We start from the raw sequence: 26,061 nt of genomic DNA on the forward strand, positions 1-26,061 counted from the left end.
TCAATCCTGGCGGCTCTCCTATCGACTCCTTCTGCGATCGGCTAGGATCGGCGCATGCTGCTCCTCGCCCTGCTCGCCGCCGATCCCGTGACCGGACCGATCAAGACCTTCGGCGACTGGGCGGTGGCCTGCGACAATGTCCACCAATGCGAGATGACCTCGCTGCTGCCCGGCGACGGCATGTCGGTCGAGGGCTCGGGATATGACGAGATCTCGCTGTCGATCGCGCGCGGTCCGGGGCCCGCGGGCGCCTTCACCGTGGAAGTCTCGATCAACACCCAGACCAAAGGCGCAGCGGCGCTGCGGATCGACGGGCAGACGGTAGCGAACGGCGTGCCCGCCAACGACACGCTGCGCTTCGTAGGCGCGGACGCCGATCGGATCGTCGGGGCGATCGGCAAGGGTAAAGAGGTAGCGCTGACCGGCCCCGGCAGGAACCGGATCGGGCGCGTCTCGCTGGCCGGCTCTTCGGCGGCGCTGCGCTTCATCGATGCCGAGCAGGGCCGCGTCGGGACGGTCAGCGCCGCCATCGCCAAGGGCAGCAAGCCCGCCACGGCCGTACCCATGGTACTACCGGCGCCGGTGGTGCGCTTTTTCAAGCCCTCGGGCACGGCGGTGCGGGTGACGCCGGCGCTCAAAACCGCGATGGTCACCGCATCGGATTGTGGCGAGGAATATGAGCGCGAGGTCCCCAAGGTCGAGGCCTATGCGCTCGGCGGCGGTAAGACGCTGGCACTGCTGCCGTGCGGCGCGGGGGCGTACAACTATATGTCCGTCCCCTTCGTCCTTGCCGCGGGCAGGCCGGTGTTCGCGACCTTCGACTCGCAGCCGGGGATGAGCGAAGCGGGTGCCAAGATGCCGATGCTGGTCAACGCCAGCTGGGACCCCAAGACCGCGCGGCTCTCCAGCTATTCCAAGGGCCGCGGGCTCGGCGATTGCGGATCGGCCGAGGTCTATGTGTGGGACGGGGCGCGCTTCCGGCTGGTCGAGCAGCGCGTGATGGGCGAGTGCCGCGGCTCGGTGAACTGGCTCACCGTGTGGAAGGCGCAGGCGGTGGCGCGCTAGGGCGCCATCCGGATCGGCTGGGCCTCGCACAGGATCAGCCCGAACCAGTCCTGGGGATCGCTCCATTCCTTGATCGGCGTCCAGCCGCCGGCGCGGAGCAACTGGCGAGCGCCGTTGGGCCCGTATTTGTGGCTGTTCTCGGTGTGGATCGTCTCGCCTGCCGACATGCTGAAGGGACGGCCATCGACCTGGAAGCGCACGTCGCGCACCGCCTCCAGATGCATCTCGATCCGCGCGGCATCGGCATTCCAGATCGCGCGGTGGCGGAAGGCGTCGAGCGGAATCGTGCCGCCCAATTCGCGGTTGATCCGTTCGAGCAGGTTCAGGTTGAACTCGGCGGTGACGCCATGCTCGTCGTCATAGGCTGGGATCAGGATATCGGGCGACTTGACCCGGTCCATGCCGATCAGCAGCCGCGCACCCTCGCCCAGCCATGTGCGCATCGCGCGAAGCAGGTCGACCGCGTGCCAGGCGTTCATGTTGCCGATCGTCGAGCCGGGGAAGAAGCCGAGCTTGGGCATGTCCTTCACCTGCGGCGGCAGCGGCACGGGGCGCAGGAAATCGGCCTCGACCGGATAGACCGGCAGCCCGGGAAAGGCCTGGGACAGTTCGTCGGCCGACTGGCGGAGGAAATCGCCCGAAATATCGATCGGGACATAGGCAGCAGGGTCGATCGCACGCAGCAGGATCGGCGTCTTGGTCGACGAGCCCGAGCCGAACTCGACCACCGCCGCGCCGCGCGCCGCCAGCGCACCGAGCTCGGGCCCGGTCTGGCGGAGCAGGGCCGTCTCGGTGCGGGTCGGGTAATATTCGGGGAGATCGGTGATCGCCTCGAACAGTTCCGACCCGCGGCGATCGTAGAACCAGCGCGCGGGGATGGCGCGTGGGGACGCGGCCAGGCCGTTGAGCACGTCGCGACGGAAATTGGGATCGGCTAGGCCGAGTTGGCCGTCCTCGAGCTCCTGCTTAAGCATTACAGGTCCTTTGCAAGCCGGACGCCGGTGAACTGCCAGCGCTGATGGGGATAGAAGAAGTTGCGATAGGCCGCGCGCAGATGCCCGCGCGGCGTGGCGCATGAGCCGCCGCGCAGCACGAACTGCCCGCTCATGAACTTGCCGTTATATTCGCCCACGGCGCCCTCAGCCGCCTTGAAGCCGGGATAGGGGCGATAGGCGCTGCCGGTCCATTCCCAGACATCGCCGAAGAATGCGGGGCCACCCGAGGACGGGCGCGGCTCGACCGGGCCGGCGGCATCGAGCTGGTTGCCGCCGAGCGGGTCGTGGCCGGTGGCGGCGGCCTCCCATTCGAACTCGGTGGGCAGGCGCGCGCCGGCCCAGCTGGCATAGGCATCCGCCTCGAAGAAGCTGACATGGGTGACCGGCGCTGCGGGATCGATACCGCGGCGACCGTCAAGGCCGAAACGCGTCCAGACGCCGTCGTCCTGGCGCCAGTAGAGCGGCGCCTCGATCCCCTCCGCCTGAACCCAGGACCAGCCGTCCGACAGCCAATGCCGCGGATCGCGATAGCCGCCATCGGCGATGAACGCCGCCCATTCGCCATTGGTGATCGTGCGATCGGCAATGGCGTGCGGGTGGAGCAGCTCGGTGTGGCGCGGGGTTTCGGAATCGAACGCGAAAGCTTGCGAAGTTGGCGAGGGGGCGCCGATTTCGACCACGCCTGCCTGTCCCTCGATCCAGCCGATCGGGCCGGGCATCGCCACCGGCACCTTGGGCGCGCCGGGCCAAATGGCTGATTCCAGGGGATTTACCGAGAAATGATGGAGGATGTCGGTGAGCAACAGCTCCTGATGCTGTTGTTCGTGATTGCATCCAAGCTCCACCAAAGTTTGCACCTGGGGCGGCAGATCGGGCAGCGCCGCGAGCAACGCCTGGTCTACCGCATTGCGATAATTCAGGATTTCCGCGAGCGAGGGGCGCGCCAACATTCCCCTCTGCTTTCGCGCGTGGCGAGACCCTTCGGCTTCGTAATAGCTGTTGAACAGGAACGGGAAGCGATCGTCGAACAGCCGATAGCCGGGCACGTGATCGCGCAGGATGAAGGTCTCGAAGAACCAGGTCGTGTGTGCGAGATGCCATTTGGCGGGCGACGCATCGTCCATCGACTGGATCGTCGCATCAGCATCGGAGAGCGGGGCTACAAGTGCTGTACTCAGCGCCCGGACCCGCGCGAAGCGGCTGCCGAGCGCACTAGAAGCTGGGGCCGGACCAGTTTCCGTTCGCATTTTGTTCTCCTAGCAGGCCGAATCCTGCCGGTCAATTGCCGTTCGCTCAGGTCAGCGCGACGCGCCGGGAACCCAGAGAACGTCGCCGCCGCCATTTTGGTTCACCGCCCGCGCGGCGACGAACAGGAGATCGGAAAGCCGATTGAGATACGCAAGGGCCGGCGGCGAGAGTTCGACCGTTTGCCCCGCAGCAACGGCGGTGCGTTCGGCGCGGCGGACGACCGCGCGCGCAAGGTGGAGCGCGGCGGCGGACGCCTCGCCCGCGGGCAGGATGAAGCTGGTCAGCGGCGCCAGGGCAGCGTTGAGATGATCGATCCGCTCCTCGAGCCAGGTCACCTGAGCGGGAACGATGCGGAGCGCGCCCTCCATTGCGATCGGCGTGGCAAGATCGGCACCGAGATCGAACAGGTCGTTCTGGATGCGCGCGAACATCTCGCTGAAGCTGCCCGGCCCCAGCGCCGCGCGGGCGACGCCGATCGCGCTGTTCGCCTCGTCGACATCGCCGATCGCGGCCATGCGCGGATCCGCCTTGGACACGCGCGATCCGTCGACCAGCCCGGTGGTGCCGGCATCACCGGTGCGCGTGTAGATCTTGTTGAGCTTGACCATCGGCGTGGTCCTACGCCGGACGGGATTGCGGCGGAAGGTCTTTCAGGGCGCGCGATAGGTGATGCGATACTGCGTCACGGATCGCCCCCCGACGCGGCACGTGCCCGCTTCGTCGATCGAAATCACATTGACCGTGGCGGTCGCCCACGGTTGCGCCCCGCAATCATTCTCCCGGCCGGACCCGATGCGCAGCGTCACCACCCCGTCGATGTCCGTGGCCCCTGCGCCATATACGACCCCGATCGCCCCCTGCCGCACCGGCGAACGCGAATCTCCACTGCCTAACGCCACCGGCGATCGAGCACCCGCGCGCTGGACGTCTTGCGCGGGGGCGTTCCACGCGAATAGGAGCAAAGTGGAAGTCAATATCGCACGGATCATCAGAAGCATCCTTTCGGACATGGCTCTTCGCCGTACTGAACGATCACTTTACGATAATTTCGGATTGCTTTCCAGACTGGCCTTTTGTCCAGCCGCTTAGTGGCTTGCCGACGCGAAGAGCAGGATCAGCGCGATGATGCCGATCGCGATCGCCTGGAACATGATGCGCTTCTGCATCAGCTTGTTGGACTTGAGCGCGCGCTCGCTGGGGCCTGGGCCTTCAAGGTCCTGGCTGGTGGTGCCGGCCATGTTGACCAGTCCCCGGATGAGGAAGAACAGCGTCGCGAGCATCGCGGCAATGAGCAGTATGGCTAGGAAGAGCATCCCCTGTCCCTACTCCTGTGCGGCGGCGATTCCAACCGGCAGCGATCCGGCGCGCAGCCGGTCGGCGAGCGCGCGGCCGTCCTCGCCGGCGAGGCGCATCGCCTCGAGCGTCGGGGCGCCGTGGCGCTTGGCGAGGCGGCTGCCGTCGGGCCCGAGCAGCAGATCGTGATGGCGATATTCGGGGGTGGGCAGGCCGAGCAGCGCCTGGAGCAGGCGGTGGACATCGGTCGCGCTGAAGAGGTCCTTGCCGCGGATAATATGGGTGATGCCCTGTGCGGCATCGTCGACGGTGACGGCGAGATGATAGCTGGCGGGCGCGTCCTTGCGCGCGAGGACGACGTCGCCATGCGCGCGCGGGTTTGCCGCGATCGTGCCGGCGAAGGCGTCGTGCCACGTCAGATCCTCCCCGAGCTCGTCTCGGGGAGGGGGACCGCCGGCCGTAGGCCGGTGGTGGAGGGACGCCCCGGGCACCGGCGCGTCCGCGCCGGCCCCTCCACCATCGCTACGCGATGGTCCCCCTCCCCGAGCGAGCTCGGGGAGGAGTTTCAACGCCGCTTCCATGTCCAGCCGCCAGCTGTGCGGTTCGGCGGCGAGGCGGGCCGCGTCCTCGGGCAGGCCGCGGCACGTGCCCGGATAGAGCGTGCCTTCGGGGCCATGCGGGGCGCTGAGGCTCGCGGCGATATCCGCCCGGGTGCAGAAGCAGGGATAGAGCAGGCCCATCGCCCTCAGCCGATCGAGCGCGGCCTGATAGCGATCGAGCCGCTGCGACTGGAACGTGACTTCGTCGTCCCAGCCCAGCCCGAGCCATTCGAGGTCACGCAGGATCGCATCGACATGCGCGGGGCGCGAGCGGGTTCCGTCGATATCCTCGATGCGCAGGCTGAAGCGCCCACCGGCCCCGCGTGCGAAGTCGTGTGCCAGACAAGCCGACCAGGCATGACCGAGATGGAGGCGCCCGGTCGGACTCGGTGCAAATCGGCTGTGGATAATCATGAAACCGGCCCTTGACCACGAGTCGCGGCATATGCTGTCATGATGGCGTCACGCTGTCGCGCAAGAGAGCATGGCACCACAAGGGGCGAGGGAGCGCATGTATCATCCCGATTTGATCCGCCATCCGGACGGTTGCCCGGCACTCGTATTGAACGCCGATTATACGCCGCTCAGCTATTATCCCCTGAGCGTATGGCCCTGGCAGACGGCGATCAAGGCGCTGTTCCTCGATCGGATCGATGTCGTCTCCTATTATGAGCGCGAGGTTCGAAGTCCCAGCGCGAGGCTGAAGCTTCCTTCGGTCATCGCGCTCAAACAATATGTGAAACCTTCGAATTTCCCGGCCTTTACGCGGTTCAACCTCTTCCTTCGCGACAAGTTCGCCTGCCAATATTGCGGCGCGCCGCGCGACCTCACCTTCGACCATGTGATCCCGAGAGCCCAGGGCGGACGCACCACCTGGGAGAATGTCGCGACGGCCTGCGCGCCCTGCAACCTGCGCAAGGGCGGACGGACGCCGCAACAGGCGAAGATGCCGCTCCACATCACCCCGATCCGCCCGACCAGCTGGCAGCTCCAGGAACATGGCCGGCGCTTCCCGCCGAACCATCTGCACGAGACCTGGCACGATTGGCTCTATTGGGACGTCGAACTGGAGGCTTGAGGGTCGAGCCCAGTGGGCGATCACGGCGCTATCCACCCGTCCGTCACACCGGACTCGTTCCGGGGTCCACGCAGCCTCGCGCGATGACGCATGGAGCTCTTGTCCAGCGCTTGCTTCCCGGTGGGCCCCGGGGGGCCCCGGAACAAGTCCGGGGTGACGGTATAGATTTCGCTCGCTAGCATCGCGAAAAGCCGGGGGAGAAGACCGAAAATGAGCGGATTCCAAACGACACGCCGCCAGGCGCTTGCGCTGTCGCTGGGAAGCGCCGCGGCGCTGGCCATCCCGTCCTGGGCGCGCGCCGCCGATCTCGACGAGGCCGCGATCGACGCGATCGTCAAGCCGTTCATGGCGGCGTTCGGGACGCCGGGGATTGCGGTCGCGATCGTCCGGCCGGGGATGCCGGCCTTTGTGAAGGGCTATGGCGTCAGGACGCTGGGCAAGGCCGGCGCGGTCGACGCACATACGCGGTTCGGCATCGCCTCGCATTCCAAGGCCTTTACCGCGGCGGCGCTGGCGCTGCTGGTCGATGCGGGCAAGCTCGGCTGGGAAGACCCGGTCGTGAAGCATCTGCCCGAGTTCAGGATGTACGATCCGGCGGTCACCCAGATGATGACGGTGCGCGACCTGCTGGTGCATCGCAGCGGGCTTCCATTGGGCGCAGGCGACCTGATGTTCTTCCCGCAATCGAGCCATGTCGCCGAGGACGTGCTCAAGGCACTGCCCTATCTCAAGCCGGTCCGCGGGTTCCGCGCGGGATATGACTATGACAACATCCTGTACCTGGTTGCCGGGGTGCTGATCGAGCGGGTCTCGGGCCAGCCCTGGGACGCGTTCGTGCAGGCGCGGCTGCTGACGCCGCTCGGCATGACCGACGCGGCACCGGCGCGACGGCTGCTCAAGACCGAGAATATCGCGGGGCGCCATGCGCGGCTGGGGCCGCCGGTGCGCGGGATCGGCAAGCTCGAGGTGGTCCAGCCCGACGAGGGCCCGATGGTCGACGCCGCGGGCGGAATCAATGCGAGCGTGACCGACATGGCAAAGTGGCTGCAGGTGCAGCTCGACCAGGGCAAGCTGCCCGGCGGCGGCACGCTCTGGTCGCCCGAACAGGCGCAGGAGATGTGGGCGCCGCAGACGATCACCGCGTCGAGCGAGGGACCAGCGGCGGACAACCCGGCGCGGCCGATCCTCCAGGCCTATGCGCTGGGCTGGTTCGTGCAGGATTATCGTGGGCTCAGGATGATCCAGCATAGCGGCGGGCTTTCGGGACAGGTGACCTATTCGGGGCTGCTGCCGTCGCGCGGAATCGGGGTCTCGGTGTTCAGCAATGTCGAGGAAGGCGTGTCGTCGGCGATCCGCAACGCGATCCTCGACCGGCTGATCGACGCGCCCGCGTTCGACTGGGTCGCGGCCTATGGCGCGCGGGTGAAGAAGGGCCAGGAAGAGGCGCTGGCGAGCGTCGCGGGCGGCGTGGACAAGGCGCCGGCGGGAGGGCCCTCGCTGCCGCTCAAATCCTATGCCGGGCGCTACCGCGATCCTTGGTACGGCGATGTCGTGGTGAGCGAGAAGAGCGGCAAGCTGTGGATCGACTTCACGCCGACGCCGGTGTTCAAGAGCGTGCTCGAACCCTGGGGACCGGACGCGTTCCGGACGCGGTTCGCCAGGGATGCCGGCGAGGATGCGGTGGTGAGCTTCGTCGTGAAGGACGGCAAGGTGAGCGGGATGACGATGAAAGCGCTCTCGCCGCTGGCCGATTTCAGCTATGATTTCCAGCACTTGGCTTTCGTACCGGTTCCGTGACAACTGTGTTATTGTAATAACACAGTTGGTTCGCTAGATTCGGCCCATGATGGGTAAGGAGCGCGTACGCGGATAATGGCGAAGGACGAGGATCCCTTCGAACGGCGCTTTCCGCTGCGGCGCTCCGCGGAGGAGGTCACGGTTCCGCCCGAGCCGCGGGCACGCGAACGCATCGGCATTTGGAAGCCGCGCGCGCTGGAGGCGCCCGCGGTCGAGCTGGCGGGGGCGCTGCCGCCGCTCGAGGCGCCGCGCCGCGCGACGACGGTGCCGCCTCCCTCGCCTCCCCCTTCCCCACCGCCGCCTATGCCGCCGGTCGGGGAGCCGGCGCCTTCCGGCGACACGACCAATGTCCCGGTCCTCCCGCCTGCCCGCCGCCGCCGCAACTGGCTGAAATGGGCGACGCGGGGCGTGGCGGCGCTGATCGTCCTGTTCATCGTCGCGGTCGGCTGGCTGGCGCTGACCGCGCCGCTCTCCAAGTCGCTGCGGCCGCCGGCACCGCCTTCGATCACCCTGCTCGCCGAGGACGGCACGCCGATCGCGCGGCGCGGCGCGGTGATCGGCCAGCCGGTGGATGCGGCGAAGCTGCCCAAGCATGTTCGCGACGCATTCGTTGCGATCGAGGACCGGCGCTTCTACGGCCATTGGGGCGTCGATCCGCGCGGCATATTGCGCGCCTTCGTCCACAACGTGACGAGCTCGGGCGGATCGCAGGGCGGCAGCACGATCACCCAGCAGCTCGCCAAGAACGCCTTCCTCAATTCGAAGCGGACCTTCGGCCGCAAGGCGCAGGAAGTGATGATCGCCTTCTGGCTGGAGGCGTGGCTCTCGAAGGACGAGATCCTCTCGCGCTATCTGTCGAACGTCTATTTCGGCGACAATGTGTATGGCCTGCGCGCGGCCGCGCAGCATTATTTCAGCACGACGCCCGAGGACCTGACCGTCAGCCAGGCGACCTTGCTGGCGGGACTGGTCCAGGCGCCGAGCCGGCTCGCGCCGACGGGCAACCTCAAGGGCGCGCGCGACCGGCAACGCCTCGTGATCGGCGCGATGGTCGAAGGCGGCTTCCTCGAGAAGAGCGAGGCGGCGGACGTGCGGCCGGCGGTGCTCCGGGTGAGCAAGACCAAGGAGCTGCCCAACGGGACCTATTTCGCCGACTGGGTGCTGCCCCAGGCACGCGACCGCGCAGGCGGCGTCGCGACCGAGCAGACGGTTCGCACCACGCTCGACTCGCGATTGCAGCAGGTCGCCGAGCGGGTGGTGAAGAGCTCGGGGCTGCGCCAGTCGCAGATCGCTTTGGTGGCGATGCATCCGGACGGGCGCGTCGTCGCGATGGTCGGCGGCAAGAGCTATGCCGACAGCCCGTTCAACCGCGCCACCCAGGCGCGGCGCCAGCCGGGATCGACCTTCAAGCTGTTCGTCTATCTGGCCGCGCTCAGATCGGGGATGACCCCCGACAGCATGATCGACGATACGCCGGTGACGATCGGCGACTGGAAGCCCGAGAATAGCGACGGCCGCTATGCCGGGCGGATCACGCTCCGCCAGGCTTTCGCCAAGTCCAGCAACGTCGCGGCCGCCCGGCTGACCCACCAACTCGGCGTCGCGCGCGTCACCAAGGCGGCGCGCGACCTGGGCATCTCGACCCCGATCGGCAACGACGCCTCGATCGCCTTGGGCACCTCGACCGTATCGCTGCTCGAGCTGACCGCCGCTTATGCCGCGATCTCCAACGGCTCCTATCCGGTGCGGCCGAGCGGGCTCGACAATGAGGAATCGGCCGATGACTGGCTGGCGCGGCGGCTGGGCGGCGCGGCGCAGTTCCGCGGTAATGAGCTGGAGGATATGCGCTCGCTGCTGGCGACGGTGGTCGAATCGGGCACCGGGCGCGGCGCGGCGCTGCCGATCCCGACCTTCGGCAAGACCGGCACGACGCAGGACAGCCGCGACGCTTTGTTCATCGGCTATGCCGGCGACCTGGTCGTCGGCGTGTGGCTGGGCAATGACGACAATACCGCCAATCCCGGCCTTGCCGGGGGCGGGCTGCCCGCGCGGATCTGGCGCGACTTCATGGTGCGGGCGATGAATTTGACGCTGCCGCCGCCCCCGCCGGTGGAGGAAGAGCAGATCGACAATTCGATCGACCTGGAGGGCGTGCTCAACGGCGTGGGCGTGCGCCTGGACGAGGACGGCGTGCAGATCGATGCCGATCGCCTGCGCGACATGCTGCAAGGTGGCGACGAGGAGGACGCGACGGGTGGGCGAGACAGCACGCCGCCGCGCGACAGGCCGCGCCGCCCCGGGCCGGACGGCGATTCTCGCCGCGGGGCGCCGGACGATAGCGAGCAGCATTGACGCCCGCGCCCGGGCTGCCGCAAGGGCGTGACCATGCGCTTCTTCTCCGACAACGCCGCCCCGGTCTGCCCGCAGGTCCTGCAGGCACTTGCAGACGTCAATCGGCTCGACACCGCCTATGACGGCGATCAATGGTCGCAATCGCTCGACGGGCGCTTCTCCGACCTGTTCGGCACCGAGGTGCGCGCGCTCTGGGTGCCTTCGGGAACCTCGGCCAATGCGCTGGCGCTGGCGGCGCTCTGCCCGCCGCATGGCGGCGTGGTCTGCCACCGCGACGCACATATCCAGAACGACGAATGCGGCGCGCCCGAATTCTATACACACGGCGCCAAGCTGATGATCGGCGAAGGCGTGGGCGCGAAGCTGACGCCGGAGAGCATCCTGGCGGTGATCGACCTGATCGCCAACGACGTCCACCGCGTCCAGCCGCACGCGATCTCGATCACCAACGCCACCGAATATGGGCTGGTCTACACCCCCGCGCAGGTCGCCGCGATCGGCGCGCTGGCACGCGAGCGCGGGCTGGGGCTGCACATGGACGGCGCGCGCTTCGCCAATGCCATGGCGCATCTCGGCTGCGATCCCGCCGAAGTGACCTGGAAGGCGGGCGTCGACATATTGAGCTTCGGCTTCGTCAAGAACGGCGCGATGAGCGCCGAGGCGCTGATCTTCTTCAAGCCCGAGCTGGCCGAGCTGACGCTCTATCGCCGCAAGCGCGCCGGGCTGTTGCTCTCCAAGGGCCGCTATCTCGCCGCGCAGATCCTGGCGATGCTCAAGGACGATCTGTGGATCGCCAATGGGCGCGCGGCGAATGCGGGCGCGCGACTGCTGGCCGATGCGGCGGGCGAGCGGCTCGTGCATCCGGTCGAGGCAAACGAAGTGTTCCTCAAGGTTACGCCGGAAGAGGCCGCGGGGCTGCGCGCGCTGGGCTTCGACTTTTACGACTGGGCACCGGGCGAAGTGCGGCTGGTGACGTCATGGGACCAGAGCGAGGATGCGATCCGGCCGCTGGCCGAGGCGATCGGGAGGCTGTGAGGGGCATTCTCAAATTCCTCCCCAAGCTTGTCTCGGGGAGGGGGACCAGCCGCAGGCTGGTGGAGGGGTGCGCCGGTAAAACCGGCGCGTTCCGCGCCGGCCCCTCCACCACCGGCTCCGCCGGCGGTCCCCCTCCCCGAGCGAGCTCGGGGAGGATTTGATGGAAACCACCCCCCGCTCCACTCGGCTCTCCGTTCTGATCCCGTTTGCGGTGGTCACGCTGATCTGGGGCTCGACCTGGCTGGTGATCAAGGACCAGCTCGCGGTGGTGCCGCCAAGCTGGTCGGTCTGTTACCGGTTCGCGGTGGCGGGGGTGGCGATGCTGGCCTGGGCGGCGCTGCGGCGCGACCGGCTGATGCTCGACATGCGCGGCTTCCTGTTCGCCGCCGCGCTGGGGCTCGCCCAGTTCGTGTTCAACTTCAACTTCGTCTATCGCGCCGAGCAGCACATCACCTCGGGCGTGGTGGCGGTGGTCTATGCGCTGCTGCTGATACCCAACGCGGTATTGGCGCGGATCTTCCTGGGCCAGAAGATGGGGAGGCAGCTGCTGATCGGATCGGCGGTGGCGATGGCGGGCGTCGCGCTGCTGTTCGTCCACGAGGCACGGCTGAGCCCGGTGGGGCCGCACGAGGCGCTGATCGGCATCGGGCTGGCGCTGTTCGGCGTGCTCTCTGCCTCGATCGCGAACGTGATGCAGGCGACGGGAACCGCCAAACTCTATCCGATGTCGACGATGCTCGGCTGGGCGATGCTGATCGGCGCAGGGTTCGACGCGCTCTTCGCCTTCGCCACCGTCGGCGCGCCGGTGATCGAGACGCGCGGCTTCTATCTCCTCGGGCTCGCCTATCTGGGCGTGATTGGATCGGCGATCACCTTCAGCATCTATTTCCAGCTGATCCGCACGATCGGCCCCGCCAAGGCGGCCTATACCAGCGTGCTGATCCCGGTGATCGCGATGCTGCTGTCGACCGTGTTCGAGGGCTATCGCTGGTCATTGCTGGCCGGGGCCGGCGCGGTGCTGGTGATGGCGGGGCTGGTGCTCGCGCTCAAGGCACGCAGGCCCAACCGGTAATCCGGATAAAGCAGACGCCAGCCGAGCAGGCGCTTCGCCTTGCCGTTCGCGACGCGGCGGTTCTCGGCATAGAAGGCGCGGGCCTGTGGGGTGAGATTGGCTGATTCCAGCGCGACTTCCGGGACTGGCGCGACGCCGAGCAGGCCGGCCGCATAAGCGAGGACATCGCTCTGTGGGGCGGGGAAATCGTCGGCGAGGTTGTAGGCGCCCGGTGGGCCGTCGAAGCCCGCGATCACGCCCGCGACGATATCGTCGACATGGACGCGGCTGAACACCTGCCCGGGAACCGCGACGCGGATCGCATTGCCGGCGGCGACCCGGTCGAGCGCCGAGCGACCGGGGCCGTAAATGCCCGGCAGGCGGAAGATGCGGGCGTTGGGGAGTTTGCTCCAGGCGGCATCGGCGATGAGGCGCGGGCCGCGGCGGCCGGCGAGCGGGGCGCTCTCATCGGCCCAGGCGCCGCCGGTGTCGCCATAGACGCCGGTGGAGGAAAGATAGCCGAGCCAAGCGGAGGAAGCGGCGATCTCCGCGCCACAGGCGGCGAGGACGGGGTCCGCCGCATCATCGGGCGGGACGCTGGAGAGGATGTGTGTGGCGCGCGCGATCTCGAACACGATGCGCGTCCGATCGGTGAAGGTTTCGCGCGTGACGGTGGCGATCCGCCAGCCGCGGGTCTGGAGGCGGGCGACGAGGCGCGAGGCGGTGTAGCCGGGACCGAAGATCAGGAGGCGCATGGCTACGTCTTCTTCAGTGCCGCCGCCTCGATCTCGGTCCTCAATTCCTCCGGCATATTCGACCAGATCGTCGAGGGCGAAAGCTCCAACGCGACACGATATTCGCCGGCGACGGCTGCAATGATCTGACGGAACCACTCGAGGTGAGTCCATTGCCGAGGCTTGGGAATGAACAGCCGCTTGCCCGCCTGATCCCAGCTCACCTCCATGCCTGCACGATAGATATAGTCGAAAGAGGTCAGCGTGGGCCGCAGGTAGAGGCGTTCCGCTTCATCGATGCCGACTTCCTCGATCACCTCCTCTTGCACAGCCTCATCCCCGGTCCGAATCCTACTCCGCCCCAAATCCTCCGAACAGCACGCCGAAGAAATCGCCCTTGTTCCAGCTGGGGCGCTGGTCCGCATTTGCCAGCGAAAGCGCGGTGGCGAGGCCGACATGCTTGAACTTGGCGGCCGAATTCCAGTCGAACGGCAGGTCGATCTGGTCCGAGGGCTTGTGGTAGTTGTTGTCGAGGAACAGCTTCTGCGCCGCCGCACCCGTGCCACCGGGGCCGGTGTCGATCGATACCGCCGGGATGCCCGACTGGACGAAGCTGTAATGGTCCGAGCGGACGAAGAACATTTCCTCGGGCGCGGGATCGGGGACCACCTTGAGACCTTCGTCGGCTGCAGCCGCGGCGACCGCCGGGCCGATGCTCGAACGCTCGCCACCGAGCACCACCAGGTCCTGGAGCGGATAGGTAAGGATCGGCATGTCGAGATTGACGTCCGCGACCAGCGAGTCCTTCGGCACCGTCGGATTGTGGCCGAAATAGTCGGAGCCGATCAGGCCCTTCTCCTCGGCGGTGAGCGCGATGATCAGGATCGAGCGGCGCGGCTTTTGCGGCATCGCCTGGATCGACCGCGCGATCTCGAGGATCATCGCGGTGCCGATCGCATTGTCCATCGCGCCGTTATAGATGCGGTCGCCATTGACCGGATCGCCGACGCCGACGTGATCGAGATGTGCGGAGAGCACGATGTACTGGTTCTTGAGGACCGGATCCGAGCCCTCGATCTTGCCGACGACGTTGCGCGTTTCGACGGCGCGGACACGGGTCTTGCTGGCGGTGGCGAGCGTGCCGATCAGCGCGCCGGTGGGCATCTTGCCGCCCTTCTTCTCGGCGGCGAGGACATCGGCCCATTTGACCTTCGCGCCCTCAAACAATTTGGCCGCGCCGACCTGGCTGACATAGCCGACCACCGGCGCGCCGGGCGCGGGGACATGCGCGATCCCGTCCGGGCCCGCCCAGGTATTGCGCGCGTAATCGTAGAACGGGACGATCGCCTCGAATGCATATTGGGCACGGCGCTCGGCGGATTCGAGAATGATCACCGCCTTGGCGCCGCGGGCCTGGGCGAGGCGGGCCTTCTGGTCGTCGTCACCAAAATGCGCGGTGACCTCATTGGGCAGGCCGGCGGGCGTGCCGGGCAGCAGCGCGACGATCTTCCCCTTTACGTCGAGTCCCTTGTAATCGTCGCGCTTGCCCTCGGGATAGACGATCCCATAGCCCGCGAAGACAACACCTCCCTCGGCCGTGAAATCGGGGCTGCTCGGGACGGGTCCGTTGACGAAGTCGACGCCGAACTGGAACGGCACCGGCGTCTTGCCGCGGGTCAGCGTCCATTTCGCCTTGTCCGAAGGGCGAAAGGTGACGAGCTGGACGGGCTGGAACCAGCTGCCCTTGCCGCCCGCGGGCACGAGTCCCATCCCCGCCATCTGCGATGCGACATATTCGGCGGCGACGTCGAAATCGTGCGTGCCCGCCTCGCGTCCCCTGAGGGCATCGGAGGCGAGGAGCTGGACATGCGCCTTGAGCGCCGCCTGCTCGGGCGGAAGCGTCTGCGCCCCGGCGGGCAGGGCGACGAGCAGCAGAGGCAGGAGCAGCGAGCGCAGCATCGGGGGGACTTTCGAGAAGAGACGTTACTTGGCGCCGGGACCGTCGAACAAGGTGCCGAAATAATCGCCCTTGTTCCAGAGCGGACGCTGATCGGCGTTCGCGATGGCCTGGGCGATCTTGTAGTTGATCCGCACGAAGCGGACGCCCGAGGACCAGTCGATCGCCGGGCTCTGATCGATCTGGTCGGACGGCTGGTGATAATGCTTGGCGAGGAAGGTGCCGATCGCCTGGCCGCCGGGGCCCTTGGGGCCGGGCTCGAGCGAGACCGCGGGGATGCCCGCCTTGACGAAGCTGTAATGGTCCGAGCGGACGAAGCTTGCCTGTTCGGGTGCCGGGTCCGGAGTCAGGACGATACCCTCTTCCTTGCCTACCGCGGCGACGGTGGGGCCGATGCTGGTGCGATCGGCGCCGTACACCACCAGATCCTCGAACTTGTAGGTGATGATCGGCATGTCGAGATTGACGTTGGCAACGATGCTCTTGACCGGCACGGTCGGGTGCAGGGCGAAATATTCGGAGCCGATCAGCCCCTTTTCCTCGGCCGTCACCGCGACGAACAGGATCGAGCGGCGGGGCGGTTTGCCCGATGCCTGGAAGGCCCGGGCGACCTCGAGCATCGAGGCGGTGCCGACGGCATTGTCCATCGCGCCGTTGTAGATCGTGTCGCCGGTCTCGTCGGGGTTGCCGATGCCGACATGATCGAGATGCGCGGAGAGCACGACGACCTGTTCCTTCAGGCTCGGGTCGGAACCTTCAAGGCGGCCGACGACATTCTCGCTCTCGACCTTCCACACCTCGGAAAGCTGGTGGCGCGAGATGCTGGCGCCGATCGGCCCCCTGGGGACCGGCTTGCCGGCGGCATCGGCGGCGGCGATCGCATCCCAGCTCAGCTTGCTACCGGCGAAGAGCTTCGCGGCGCCGGCCTGGCTGAGCAGCCCGACGCCCCGCAGGCGATTGCCCGGGAGATGCGGACCGCCATCCTGGTCGCGCGCTGCCATGCGCGGCTGCTTCCAGCTCTGGGCGACCTTCTCGAACGGATAGACCTGCTTGAGCATCGCCGATTCGATCATCATGATGCCCGCCGCGCCATGCGCATGGGCGGTCTCGGCCTTGGTATCCGAATCGCCAAGATGGGCAGCGACTTCGCTCGGCAGCCCCTTCGGCCCGCCGAACAGCGCGACGACGATCTTCCCCTTGACGTCGAGACCCTTGTAATCGTCGATCTTGCTCGCGGCGTCGGTGACGCCATAGCCGACGAACACCAGATCGCCCGCGACGGTGGAATCGGGGAGATAGCCGCCGCTCGACACGAAATCCTTGCCGAAGGTGAGCGGGGTGGTGACGCCGCCCTGCGTCATGGTCATCGTGGCCTCGCCTTTGGCCTTCCAGGCGAGCAAAGGCACGCCCTGGAACCACTTGCCGTTGTCGCCCGCGGGCTTGAGGCCGGCGCCGAGCATCTGCGCCGCGACATATTCGGCGGCGAGGTTGAACTCAGGCGTGCCGGGCTCGCGGCCCTTCATCGCATCGGACGCGAGGAAGGCGACATGCGCCTTGAGCGCCGCCTCGGCGGGCGCGAGATCCTGCGCGGCGGCGGGAAATGCCGCGAGCAGCGGCAGTGCGATCAGGACGTGCTTCATGTGTTTCCCCCTCACTTGGCGCCCGGGCCGTCATAGAGCAGCCCGAAGAAATCGCCCTTGTTCCACAGCGGTCGCTGGTCGCCATCGGCGATCTCGCGGGCGATGCGATAGTTGACGTCGACGAAGCGCACGCCCGATTCCCAATCGATGCCGGGCGACTGACCGACCTCGTCGGACGGCTTGTGGTAGTGATCCTTCATGAAGGCATCGATCGCGGCGCGGCCGGGGCCGCCCGCACCGGGCCACAGGAAGACCGAGGGCACGCCCTGCTGGACGAAGCGGTAATGGTCCGAACGGACGAAGATGCCTTCGTCGGGCAGCGGATCGTCCGACAGGGTCACGCCGATCGCCTTGCCGGCGCGCTCGACGATCGGACCCAGCGTCGAATGCTGCGCGCCGTACACGACCACATCCTGGAATTTGTAGGTGATGATCGGCATGTCGAGATTGACGTCGGCGACGATGCGGCCTTTCCCCACGGTCGGGTTATGCGCGTAATAATCGGAGCCGATCAGCCCCTTTTCCTCGGCGGTGACCGCAAGGAACAGGATCGAGCGGCGCGGCTTGGTGTTCGCCGTCTTGAAGCGCTTGGCCTCCTCAATCAGCGAGGCAACGCCGACCGCATCGTCGAGCGCGCCATTGTTGATCGTGTCGCCCGTCGCGTCCGGACGGCCCACGCCGATATGATCGAGATGTGCGGAGAGGACGACGACCTCCTTGGCCAGAGCCGGATCGCTGCCCGGGATCAGACCGGCGACGTTCGCGCTCATCAATATGGTCGACACGGTCTTGGCCGAGAAGGTGAGCGTGCCGGGGAGCTGGACCGGCTTGAACCTGGCGCCGTCCACTTCGGCGGCCTTCCAGATCGTCGCCCAGGGGGTCTTGGCGCCTTCGAACAATTTGGCCGCGCCGGCCGCGCTCAGCGTGCCGAGCCCTGGAGTCGCCGGTGTGGCGACATGGCCGGTACCGTCGGCTTCAGCCCAGGTGAAGCGCGGACGGGTGCCACTCACGGCCATCGCGGCGAAGGGCCGCGTCTTGGCGGTGATCGGCGATTCGAGCGTGAGCGTGCCCACCGCGCCGCGCTTCGTCGCGATCTCGGCCTTGGTGGCGGGGCTGGAGAAATGCGCGCGCTCCTCGCCCGGGAACGCTTCGGGCGCGCCGCCGAAATAGGCGACGATCTTCCCCTTCACGTCCACGCCCTTATAGTCGTCGCGGCCCAGCCCGACGATGCCATAGCCGACGAACACCACCGGGGCAGTGAGCGTGTAGCTGGCCTGGGCCGGATTGGCGTTGGCGGTGAAATCCTCGCCCGCCACCAGGCTGGCCGGTGCGGCGCCCTTGCGCGTCACCACCATCGCGCCGGTGCCGTCGAGCTTGTAGCTGACCAGCGGCACCTTCTGCAGATAGGAGCCGTCATCGCCCGCGGGCTTGAGCCCGGCGGCGTAGAATTGCGCGGCGACATATTGCGCGGCGATATCGAATTCGTGGCTGCCCGCCTCGCGCCCCGCCATCGCATCCGAGGCGAGGAACATGACATGGCTCTTCAGCGCGGCCTGATCGGCGGGAAGCTCTGCATTGACGACCGCGTTCTTCTCGGCGGTGGTTTGCGCCAGGGCCGGACCGGCCAACACGACGGCGAGCGCGAACGGCGCGGTCAATCGAAGCATGAAACCCCTCACGAAATGGAACCGCGGCATCGGTAGCATTCCGCATTAGGCGCGCAAGCGAACAGATTTGTTGCCGGGGTTTGTTGTGGGCGGCGGCGGCCTCCTATATCGGCGTGATGATGGCAGACGTTCGAACCGCAACCCAGGCGCCCCATGTCACGCGGCGCGAGGACTATCGCGAGCCTGACTGGCGCGTTCCCGAGATTTCGATCGATTTCGATCTCGATCCGGCGAGCACCCGCGTCGCCGCCACGCTGTGGGTCGAGCGGAACGGCACGCATGACCGGCCGCTGCGGCTGAACGGCGACGGGCTGACTCCGGTGTCGGTGCGCGTCGACGGCGTGGCGGCGAGCGGCTGGGAGATGGACGGAGCCGATCTGGTGATCCCGCTCAGCGGCGCGGCGCACACGATCCAGACCGAAGTAGTGATCGCGCCCGAGCGCAACACCCAGCTGCAGGGGCTCTATGCCTCGGGCGGGATGCTGTGCACCCAGTGCGAGGCCGAGGGCTTCCGCCGCATCACCTTCTTCCCCGACCGGCCCGACGTGCTGACCCGCTACAAGGTCAGGATGACCGCCGACAAGGCGCGCTTCCCGGTGCTGCTGGCGAACGGCGATCCGATCGCCCAGGGCGATGCCGAGGGCGGCAGGCATTGGGCGGAATGGCACGATCCCTTCCCCAAGCCGAGCTATCTGTTCGCGCTGGTGGCGGGCGACCTGGTCGCCAATCGCGGCACCTTCACGACGATGTCCGGCCGCGACGTGCAACTCGGCATCTGGGTGCGCGAGCCCGATCTCGCCAAGACCGATCATGCGCTCCACGCGCTCAAGCTCGCCATGGCCTGGGACGAGAAGGTCTATGGCCGCGAATATGACCTCGACGTGTTCAACATCGTTGCGGTCGACGACTTCAACTTCGGCGCGATGGAGAATAAGGGGCTCAACGTCTTCAATTCGCGCTACATCCTTGCTGATCCGGATACCGCGACCGATTACGACTATGACGCGATCGCCGCGGTGGTCGCGCACGAATATTTCCACAACTGGTCGGGCAATCGCGTCACCTGCCGCGACTGGTTCCAGCTCAGCCTCAAGGAAGGCTTCACCGTCTTCCGCGACCAGAGCTTCTCGGCCGACCAGGGCAGCGCCGCGGTCAAGCGGATCGAGGATGTGCGCGGCTTGCGCGCCAGCCAGTTCCCCGAGGATGCCGGCCCGCTCGCGCATCCGGTGCGCCCCGACGAATATATCGAGATCTCGAACTTCTATACCGCGACGATCTACAACAAGGGCGCCGAAGTCATCCGGATGATGGCGACGATCCTGGGCAAGGACAATTTCCGCGCCGCGACCGATCTCTATTTCGAGCGGTTCGACGGGACGGCGGCGACCTGCGAGGATTTCGTCCAGTCGATGGAGGATGGCGGCGGCGTCGACCTGAGCCAGTTCCGCCGCTGGTACAGCCAGGCGGGCACGCCGCGCGTATCGGCGACGCTGGCGCGCGAGGGCGGCCGCGCGCGGCTGACCTTGCGCCAGACCGTGCCCGCCACCCCCGGCCAGAGCGAGAAGCAGCCGATGGTGCTGCCGCTCAAGATCAAGCTGTTCGGCGAATATACCGGCCGGGCGCTATGCGACGAGCAGCTCGTGCTGCTGAAGGAGCCGGCGCAGGAAGTGGTGTTCGAGAATCTCACCGAAATGCCGGTGCTCTCGATCAACCGCGCTTTCTCGGCCCCGGTGATCGTCGATACCAACCGGACGGCGAAGGACCTTGCCTTCCTCTCGGCGCATGATGACGATCCCTTCGCGCGCTATGAGGCGATGCAGCAGCTGATGCTCGATACGCTGGTCGCCGCGGTGACCAACGGCAAGGGCGAGCATGATGCGGTGATCGACGCGGTGCGCAACACGCTGACCGACCCGCACCTCGACCGCGCCTTCATCGCCGAGGCGGTGCTGCTGCCGTCCGACAGTTTCATCGGCGACCAGATGGCGGTGGTCGAGCCCGAGGCGATCTTCCGCGCCCGCGAGGCGCTGCGTGCCGACCTTGGCAAGGCGCTCGAGGACGAATGGCGCGGGGCATACGAAGCCGTGCGCGCCAACCGCTTCGAATATTCGCCGGCGGGCAAGGGCGCGCGGCGGCTCAAGACCGTCGCGCTCGGCTATATCGCCGCGACCGGCGCGGCGGATGCCGCCGAGCTGGCGTTCGGCCAGTATGAGGGCGCCGACAACATGACCGACCGCCAGGGCGCGCTGACCACGCTCGCCAACGGCACCTCCCCCTTGCGCGAAAGGGCGCTGGAGGCCTTCTACCAGCGTTATGCCGGCAACGGACTGGTGCTCGACAAATGGTTCCAGACCCAGGCGCTGTCGAGCCGCGACGATACCGCGGAGATCGTCGAGAAGCTCGTTCACCACCGCGACTTCACACTGGCCAATCCCAATCGCGCGCGCTCGCTGATCGGCGCGTTCAGCGTCAACCAGCGCGCGTTCCACGACGCCGGCGGGCGCGGCTACCGCTTCGTCGCGGACCAGCTGATCGCGCTCGACAAGCTCAATCCGCAGACCGCCGCCAAGCTGGTGCCGCCATTGGGGCGCTGGAAACGCTTCGACGCAGCGCGCGCGGCGAAGATGCGCGCCGAACTGGAGCGGATCGTCGCGGCGCCGGGGCTCAGCAAGGACATGTTCGAGCAGGCGAGCAAGTCGCTGGATTGAGTCCCTTCATTCCTCCCCGAGCTGTGCTCGGGGAGGGAGACCATGCGCAGCATGGCGGAGGGGCCGACGACGTCAGGCGGCGGACTCCGTCCGCCGCCCCTCCACCACGCCCTACGGGCGCGGTCCCCCTCCCCCAGCAAGCTGGGGGAGGATTTAGACATCACCCCATCACATTTTTACCGCGCGTCACTGTCGCGCTATGCCCCACGCTCGCCTTGAGCGAGCGCTGGGTGATCGTTTCCATGAACACCCAGTCGTTCTTCGCCTGATCAGGCGTGAGCGTCAGCGCCATATAGCCGCGGCGGCTGGTGTCGCACCATTTGAGCTCGGGATTGGTCGCGACCAGAGCGGCGGCGATCACCTTGGGATCGGTGCTGCTGCCGTTCTCATAGCCGGGCGAAGTGACGCTGTGGCCGGCGAACTCGACGCCGGCGGGCTTGCCGTCCTGGCCCAGGTCGAACGCCCAGGCATTGTGGCTGTCGCCGCAGATGACGAGCAGATCCGAACCTGCCGCCTGCGCCGATTTGAGGAAGCGCGCGCGGGCCGCGGGGAAGCCGCCCCAATTGTCGAGGTCCGAAGGCAGGCCGAGCTTCGACGCCATCACGCCCGCCTGGACATAGGCCTTGGTGCCCGCCGGCGCGTCCGGCTTGATCCAGTCCATCGCGTTCTCGGGCATGCGCTGGTTGCCCATGATCGTGCCGAAGCCGACGACCTGCCATTTCTGGCCGGTGCGCACCGACTTCTTCAGCGCGTGGCCGAGCCAGATCTCCTGCTCGGTACCAAGCATGGTGCGCGCGGCATCCTGGAGCGGACCGTCGCGGAACGCGGCGAGCGCCTTTGCGGGATCGGCGGCACGGAACAGCGGCGCGACCTCGGGTTCGTCGCTGCGCGCGATCAGGCGGCTTTCGGTGCGGTACAGAGTGGCGAGCGTGCCGATATCATAGCTGCCCCAGGGCGTTTCCGAGACCGGCATCCACTCCCGGAACGCCTGGAGCGCCATCGCCTTGCGGATGTTCCAGTCGCCTTCGTCGGCCTGGTGGTTCTGCGCGCTCATCTCGCGGCTGTTGTTCGCCGATTCGTGATCGTCCATCTGGACGATCATCGGCTTGACCCGGTGCAGCTCCTGCAGGTCCGGATCGCTGCGGTAGCTGGCGTAGCGCAGGCGATAATCGGCGAGCTGGATCATCTCGGTCGCAGGCTCCGGCCAGCGATTGGCGACCGCACCGCCGGAGGGACCGTAACCGCCCTGCTTATACTCGTAGAGATAGTCGCCGAGATGCACCCAGAGATCGACATCGGCGCGCGCCGCGGCATGGCCATAAGCGTTGAAGAAGCCGAACGGCATGTTCGAGCAGGAGAAGATCGCGACGCCGAAGCGACCGACATTGCCGGCGGGCAGCGTCTTGGTGCGCCCTACGGCTGAGAAGCTGCCATCGGGCGCGACGAAGCGGTAGAAATAATGGGTGCCGGGCTCGAGGCCCTCGACCGTGATCTTGGCGGTGTGATCGCGCCAGGGGCCGGTGATCTGCTCGCCGCCCGAGACTATCTTCGCGAAATCCTCGGTCTTCGAAATCTCGGCCTTGAGCTTCACCGCGCCCCGATCGGCGGGGACGTAGCGCGTCCAGAGCAGCATCGTATCGGGGCCCGGCTCGCCCGAGGCGACCGAATGGGTGAAGCCCTGTGCGGCCGCCTGCGCCAGCGCGAAACCGGGGATGGCGAGCGCGCCGATGCCCAAGGTGCCGGTGATGAGAAGCGAACGGCGATCGATGCGAAGCGTCATTGGAACCCTCCCTAAGTCGCCGGCTGCTTGCGCCCGCTAGATGGCGGGTTCGTGACAGCGCCGGCTTGTCGGGCTAAGGCATTCGCAAGTCGCCCGCAACGCAGCCGGAAAAACAATGCGAAACCCCCTCCCGCCCCGCCTTCTGGCGCGCGCCGCCCGAACCGCAGCGCCCCCTTTCCGGATCGACCGTGCCAAAATGAGGGCGAGGCAATATGATCCGCGGCACGAGCGGCTCGTACTACGGAAACGCTCCGGCTATTACGTCTTCAGCACATTCGCCCGCCGGACAATGCCGGACGCCATTGCGGAGCGCGTTATTTCGATCATGACTGCCCTTTCCACCGGCTTCCGCCCAATCTGCTTCGACCGAATCTGATGGCTACCAAGATCGCCGCGCTAGAAGTTTCGCCCGCGCGCCTGCCTTCGATTCTCGCCGCACTCGCCGAAATGCCGCGCTGGTCGATATTGCTGTTCGCTGCCATTTGCGTGCGCGCGCTGACCTTCGGCAACCCGGTCGTCCATGTCGACGAGGAATTCTATTTCGTCACCGCGCAGCGGATGCTGGAAGGCGCGATCCCCTATGTCGACGTGTGGGACCGCAAGCCGATCGGGCTGTTCCTGATCTATATCCCGCCGGCGCTGTTCGGCGTGCCGCTGGGCATCTGGGTCTATCAGATGATGGCGCTGGCGAGCGTGGTGGGCACCGCGCTGCTGATCGGCAGGCTGGCCGAACGCGCCGGCTGGGGCCGCGGCGCGCTGTTCTCCGCATTGCTCTATATCTTCATGCTCGGCTTCGGCGACGGCCAGGGCGGGCAGGCGCCGGTCTTCTACAACCTGCTGATGGCATGGGCGATCCTGCTGGTGGTGCCGCGCCCCGACGATGCGAGTGGCGACCGCAGGCGGATCCACCGCGCGATCCTGGCGATGGGGCTGGTCGGCATCTCGATGCAGATCAAATATTCGGTGGTGTTCGAGGGCATGTTCCTCGGCCTGTGGCTGATGTGGCGCGAATGGAAGCTGGGGACGACGCTCCCGCACATCCTGCGCCGCGGTGCTGTGCTCGCCGCCGCCGCCTGGGTGCCGACGCTGTTCGCGGGGATCACCTATTTCGCGATCGGCCATGGCGACGCCTGGGTCTATGCCAATTTCGGATCGATCCTCGAACGCCAGAGCGATCCCAGCGACGTGTTGTTGCGCGCGTTCCTGAAGGTCGCACTGATCCTGGCGCTGCCGCTGATCGTCAGCGGCCTATCGCGCCACGTGGCGGTCAAGGATGAGAGCGAGCATCCGGTGCGCGCGCTGTTCTTTGGCTGGCTGATCGCGGCGGTGGTGGGGCTGCTCGTCTTCGGATCCTGGTTCAACCATTATGCGCTGCCGGTGATGGTGCCGGCATGCCTGTGCTGCGCAGGGTTTGTCGGCAGCACCGCGCTCGGCCGCAAGGTCTTCATGCCGGTGATGCTGCTCGCAGCGGCGGGCGGCGGCGAGTACACCGCGTGGAGCGCGATGTGGCATCGCGGCAATGCCGAGGAGCTCGACAATCTCGCGGGCGGCATCGGCCGGGGCCAGGGCTGCCTCTACGTCCATTCGGGGAACGCCATCCTCTACAGCTATACCGATCGCTGCGCGGTGACGCCGTGGATATTCCCAAGCCATTTGTCGCGCGAACGCGAGAACGGCGCACTGGGCATCGACCAGATCACCGAGGAGCGGCGGATCTTCGCGAAGAAGCCCGAAGTGGTGGTGATGCGCCCCGAATATGCCGGCGAGCGGCTGCAGGTGCGGCAGGTGGCGTGGAAGGAAATGCAGGCGCTCGGGTACCGGCTGACCGGCCGCTACCCGCTCGGCGATGTCCTGATCGACGTCTACAAGCTGCCGATCGCGCGCAGCGCGGGCGTGCCGCGCCTGGCGTCCAAGAGACCCTGATAATAAGCCATCAGCTCGACCGTGTGGTCGTAATCGCTGCGCACCTTGCCGGCGGCGACGCGCGCGGCGTTGCGCAGGATCGCCGGCTCGCGCGCGAACATGCGGCGGATTGCATCGGCGGCAGAATAAGCGTCGCGCGCGGCATAGGTCTCGGCGAACAGCGGATCGGCCAGTTCGGCGAAGCCGCCCTCGTCGGGACCGATCAGCGGCAGGCCCGAGGCCAGCGCTTCGGAGGCGACTAGGCCGAACGGCTCGGCGTCCGATCCGTGGATCAGCGCGTCGCAGCTCGCCATGATCCGCGACAGGCGGACGCGATCGTAGACCGGGCGGAAGATGCGGATATGCGGGCTTCCCGCGATCCGCGCCTCGAGATGACGCCGCTCGACGCCGTCGCCGATCAGGACGAGCCCGACCGGCAGGTCGTTCGCCGCCGCCTCGACCGCGTCGATCACCAGCGGCCAGCGCTTTTCTTTGTGGTGACGGCCGAGCCCGAGCAGCAGATGCCCCTCGGGCGGAAGGCCGCACTGGGCAAGCAAAGCCGCGCGCAGATTCTCGTCGCGCAGATCAGGCGAGAACCAGCTCCGCTCGATGCCGAGCGGCATCGAGGCATCGACATGCTGGCCGCGGCGGCGGAAGCGCTTGGCGAGCGCCGGGCCGTTAGTGACGTGCGCGTCGTACTTGGACAGGAAGCTGTCCATGTAGCGCGAGTACCAGTCGAACGCCTGCTCGACCTGGACCGGAGTCGCGACGCTGTCGAGCCAGCGTTGCGGATAGGCGCCAATCTGATCGCCATGCGCGAAGAACACCTTGAGCGCGTCGCCTTTCCAGCGGCCCACGGTCCAGGCCGGCCGCCAGGGCGAGCTGGTCTCGACGACGTCGGGCTTGAGCTGATCGAGCAGGTCCCAGATCGGCTGGTCCCAGACGAAGATGCCGTAATTCTTGTCGACGATCAGCGACGGCGCCTTCATCCAGATGATGCGACCGCCGCCCGGTCGCTCCTCGACCGAATCCTCGAGCGCGGGCGCGACGACGATCAGCTCGTGGCCGAGATCGGCCATGATCCCCATCTTGCGGTCGAGATAGGTGCGCACGCCACCGCCGGTGGGCGAATAATATTCGTTGACGTCGACGATGCGCAT

21 protein-coding genes are annotated in these 26,061 nt (G+C 67.1%); 8 read left to right on the forward strand and 13 right to left on the reverse strand.

Going from position 1 to position 26,061, the window contains the following annotated elements; translation table 11 throughout:
- Window positions 1-54 precede the first annotated feature (54 nt).
- A complete protein-coding gene (locus IAG41_RS17755) occupies window positions 55-1,065 on the forward strand; it encodes a DUF1176 domain-containing protein (protein ID WP_187729982.1) in 1,011 nt (336 codons plus the stop codon).
- Here the strand turns inward: IAG41_RS17755 and egtD are convergent.
- The 6 genes from egtD to IAG41_RS17785 form a co-directional block, all read right to left on the reverse strand.
- The gene (gene egtD / locus IAG41_RS17760) at window positions 1,062-2,039 is read right to left on the reverse strand and encodes an L-histidine N(alpha)-methyltransferase (RefSeq protein ID WP_187729983.1); all 978 of its coding nucleotides are present in this window, start codon (window positions 2,037-2,039) and stop codon (window positions 1,062-1,064) included. The genes IAG41_RS17755 and egtD overlap by 4 nt on opposite strands.
- Complete coding sequence (egtB, locus tag IAG41_RS17765) at window positions 2,039-3,307, reverse strand: ergothioneine biosynthesis protein EgtB (protein ID WP_187729984.1); 1,269 nt, start codon at window positions 3,305-3,307, stop codon at window positions 2,039-2,041. Before egtB ends, egtD begins: the two co-directional genes overlap by 1 nt.
- Window positions 3,308-3,358: 51 nt before the next feature.
- Window positions 3,359-3,916 (reverse strand): cob(I)yrinic acid a,c-diamide adenosyltransferase, encoded by a 558-nt coding sequence (locus tag IAG41_RS17770; protein ID WP_187729985.1) that lies wholly within the window; start codon window positions 3,914-3,916, stop codon window positions 3,359-3,361.
- A gap of 42 nt (window positions 3,917-3,958) precedes the next feature.
- Entirely contained in the window at window positions 3,959-4,297 is a 339-nt protein-coding gene (locus IAG41_RS17775) for a hypothetical protein (RefSeq protein WP_187729986.1), read from the reverse strand.
- A gap of 96 nt (window positions 4,298-4,393) precedes the next feature.
- The gene (locus IAG41_RS17780) at window positions 4,394-4,621 is read right to left on the reverse strand and encodes a twin transmembrane helix small protein (protein WP_187729987.1); all 228 of its coding nucleotides are present in this window, start codon (window positions 4,619-4,621) and stop codon (window positions 4,394-4,396) included.
- A 9-nt stretch (window positions 4,622-4,630) separates the two neighbouring features.
- Window positions 4,631-5,614, reverse strand: coding sequence for a glutamyl-Q tRNA(Asp) synthetase (locus IAG41_RS17785; protein ID WP_187729988.1), 984 nt, complete (start codon window positions 5,612-5,614; stop codon window positions 4,631-4,633).
- A gap of 97 nt (window positions 5,615-5,711) precedes the next feature.
- On the opposite strand from IAG41_RS17785, the gene IAG41_RS17790 reads away from it, so the two are divergent.
- From IAG41_RS17790 to IAG41_RS17810, 5 genes are all read left to right on the forward strand, one after another.
- Window positions 5,712-6,278 carry an HNH endonuclease gene (locus IAG41_RS17790; protein WP_187729989.1) on the forward strand — a complete coding sequence of 189 codons (567 nt, stop codon included), beginning with the start codon at window positions 5,712-5,714 and terminating at the stop codon, window positions 6,276-6,278.
- A gap of 210 nt (window positions 6,279-6,488) precedes the next feature.
- Window positions 6,489-8,075: a serine hydrolase gene (locus tag IAG41_RS17795; protein ID WP_187729990.1), complete on the forward strand. Its 1,587-nt coding sequence runs from the start codon at window positions 6,489-6,491 to the stop codon at window positions 8,073-8,075.
- A 303-nt stretch (window positions 8,076-8,378) separates the two neighbouring features.
- Entirely contained in the window at window positions 8,379-10,427 is a 2,049-nt protein-coding gene (locus tag IAG41_RS17800; RefSeq protein ID WP_410468097.1) for a transglycosylase domain-containing protein, read from the forward strand.
- A 33-nt stretch (window positions 10,428-10,460) separates the two neighbouring features.
- Window positions 10,461-11,462 (forward strand): threonine aldolase family protein, encoded by a 1,002-nt coding sequence (locus tag IAG41_RS17805; RefSeq protein WP_187729992.1) that lies wholly within the window; start codon window positions 10,461-10,463, stop codon window positions 11,460-11,462.
- Between the two features lie 160 nt (window positions 11,463-11,622).
- Window positions 11,623-12,534 (forward strand): DMT family transporter, encoded by a 912-nt coding sequence (locus IAG41_RS17810; protein WP_187729993.1) that lies wholly within the window; start codon window positions 11,623-11,625, stop codon window positions 12,532-12,534.
- Here the strand turns inward: IAG41_RS17810 and IAG41_RS17815 are convergent.
- From IAG41_RS17815 to IAG41_RS17835, 5 genes are read right to left on the reverse strand one after another with little or no spacing between them, the layout of a single operon-like run.
- On the reverse strand, window positions 12,444-13,268 hold the full coding sequence (locus IAG41_RS17815) for an NAD(P)-dependent oxidoreductase (protein ID WP_187729994.1): 825 nt from the start codon (window positions 13,266-13,268) through the stop codon (window positions 12,444-12,446). The two genes, IAG41_RS17810 and IAG41_RS17815, sit on opposite strands and share 91 nt — an antisense overlap.
- Window positions 13,269-13,270: 2 nt before the next feature.
- Window positions 13,271-13,564, reverse strand: coding sequence for a hypothetical protein (locus IAG41_RS17820; protein ID WP_187729995.1), 294 nt, complete (start codon window positions 13,562-13,564; stop codon window positions 13,271-13,273).
- Window positions 13,565-13,598: 34 nt separating this feature from the next.
- On the reverse strand, window positions 13,599-15,206 hold the full coding sequence (locus IAG41_RS17825; RefSeq protein WP_187729996.1) for a M28 family metallopeptidase: 1,608 nt from the start codon (window positions 15,204-15,206) through the stop codon (window positions 13,599-13,601).
- A gap of 24 nt (window positions 15,207-15,230) precedes the next feature.
- Complete coding sequence (locus IAG41_RS17830) at window positions 15,231-16,844, reverse strand: M28 family metallopeptidase (protein WP_187729997.1); 1,614 nt, start codon at window positions 16,842-16,844, stop codon at window positions 15,231-15,233.
- A gap of 11 nt (window positions 16,845-16,855) precedes the next feature.
- On the reverse strand, window positions 16,856-18,511 hold the full coding sequence (locus IAG41_RS17835) for a M28 family metallopeptidase (RefSeq protein WP_187729998.1): 1,656 nt from the start codon (window positions 18,509-18,511) through the stop codon (window positions 16,856-16,858).
- Window positions 18,512-18,630: 119 nt separating this feature from the next.
- Here IAG41_RS17835 and pepN point away from each other — a divergent pair, with 119 nt between their 5' ends.
- Window positions 18,631-21,219 (forward strand): aminopeptidase N, encoded by a 2,589-nt coding sequence (pepN, locus tag IAG41_RS17840; protein WP_187729999.1) that lies wholly within the window; start codon window positions 18,631-18,633, stop codon window positions 21,217-21,219.
- 160 nt (window positions 21,220-21,379) lie between these two features.
- Here pepN and IAG41_RS17845 read toward each other — a convergent pair whose 3' ends face one another.
- Complete coding sequence (locus tag IAG41_RS17845) at window positions 21,380-22,999, reverse strand: alkaline phosphatase D family protein (RefSeq protein ID WP_187730000.1); 1,620 nt, start codon at window positions 22,997-22,999, stop codon at window positions 21,380-21,382.
- Window positions 23,000-23,374: 375 nt separating this feature from the next.
- Here IAG41_RS17845 and IAG41_RS17850 point away from each other — a divergent pair, with 375 nt between their 5' ends.
- Window positions 23,375-24,922 carry an ArnT family glycosyltransferase gene (locus IAG41_RS17850; RefSeq protein ID WP_187730001.1) on the forward strand — a complete coding sequence of 516 codons (1,548 nt, stop codon included), beginning with the start codon at window positions 23,375-23,377 and terminating at the stop codon, window positions 24,920-24,922.
- Here the strand turns inward: IAG41_RS17850 and IAG41_RS17855 are convergent.
- Complete coding sequence (locus IAG41_RS17855; RefSeq protein WP_187730002.1) at window positions 24,862-26,061, reverse strand: glycosyltransferase; 1,200 nt, start codon at window positions 26,059-26,061, stop codon at window positions 24,862-24,864. The two genes, IAG41_RS17850 and IAG41_RS17855, sit on opposite strands and share 61 nt — an antisense overlap.

Source organism: Sphingomonas sp. JC676 (assembly GCF_014489075.1).
Classification (GTDB): domain Bacteria; phylum Pseudomonadota; class Alphaproteobacteria; order Sphingomonadales; family Sphingomonadaceae; genus Sphingomonas.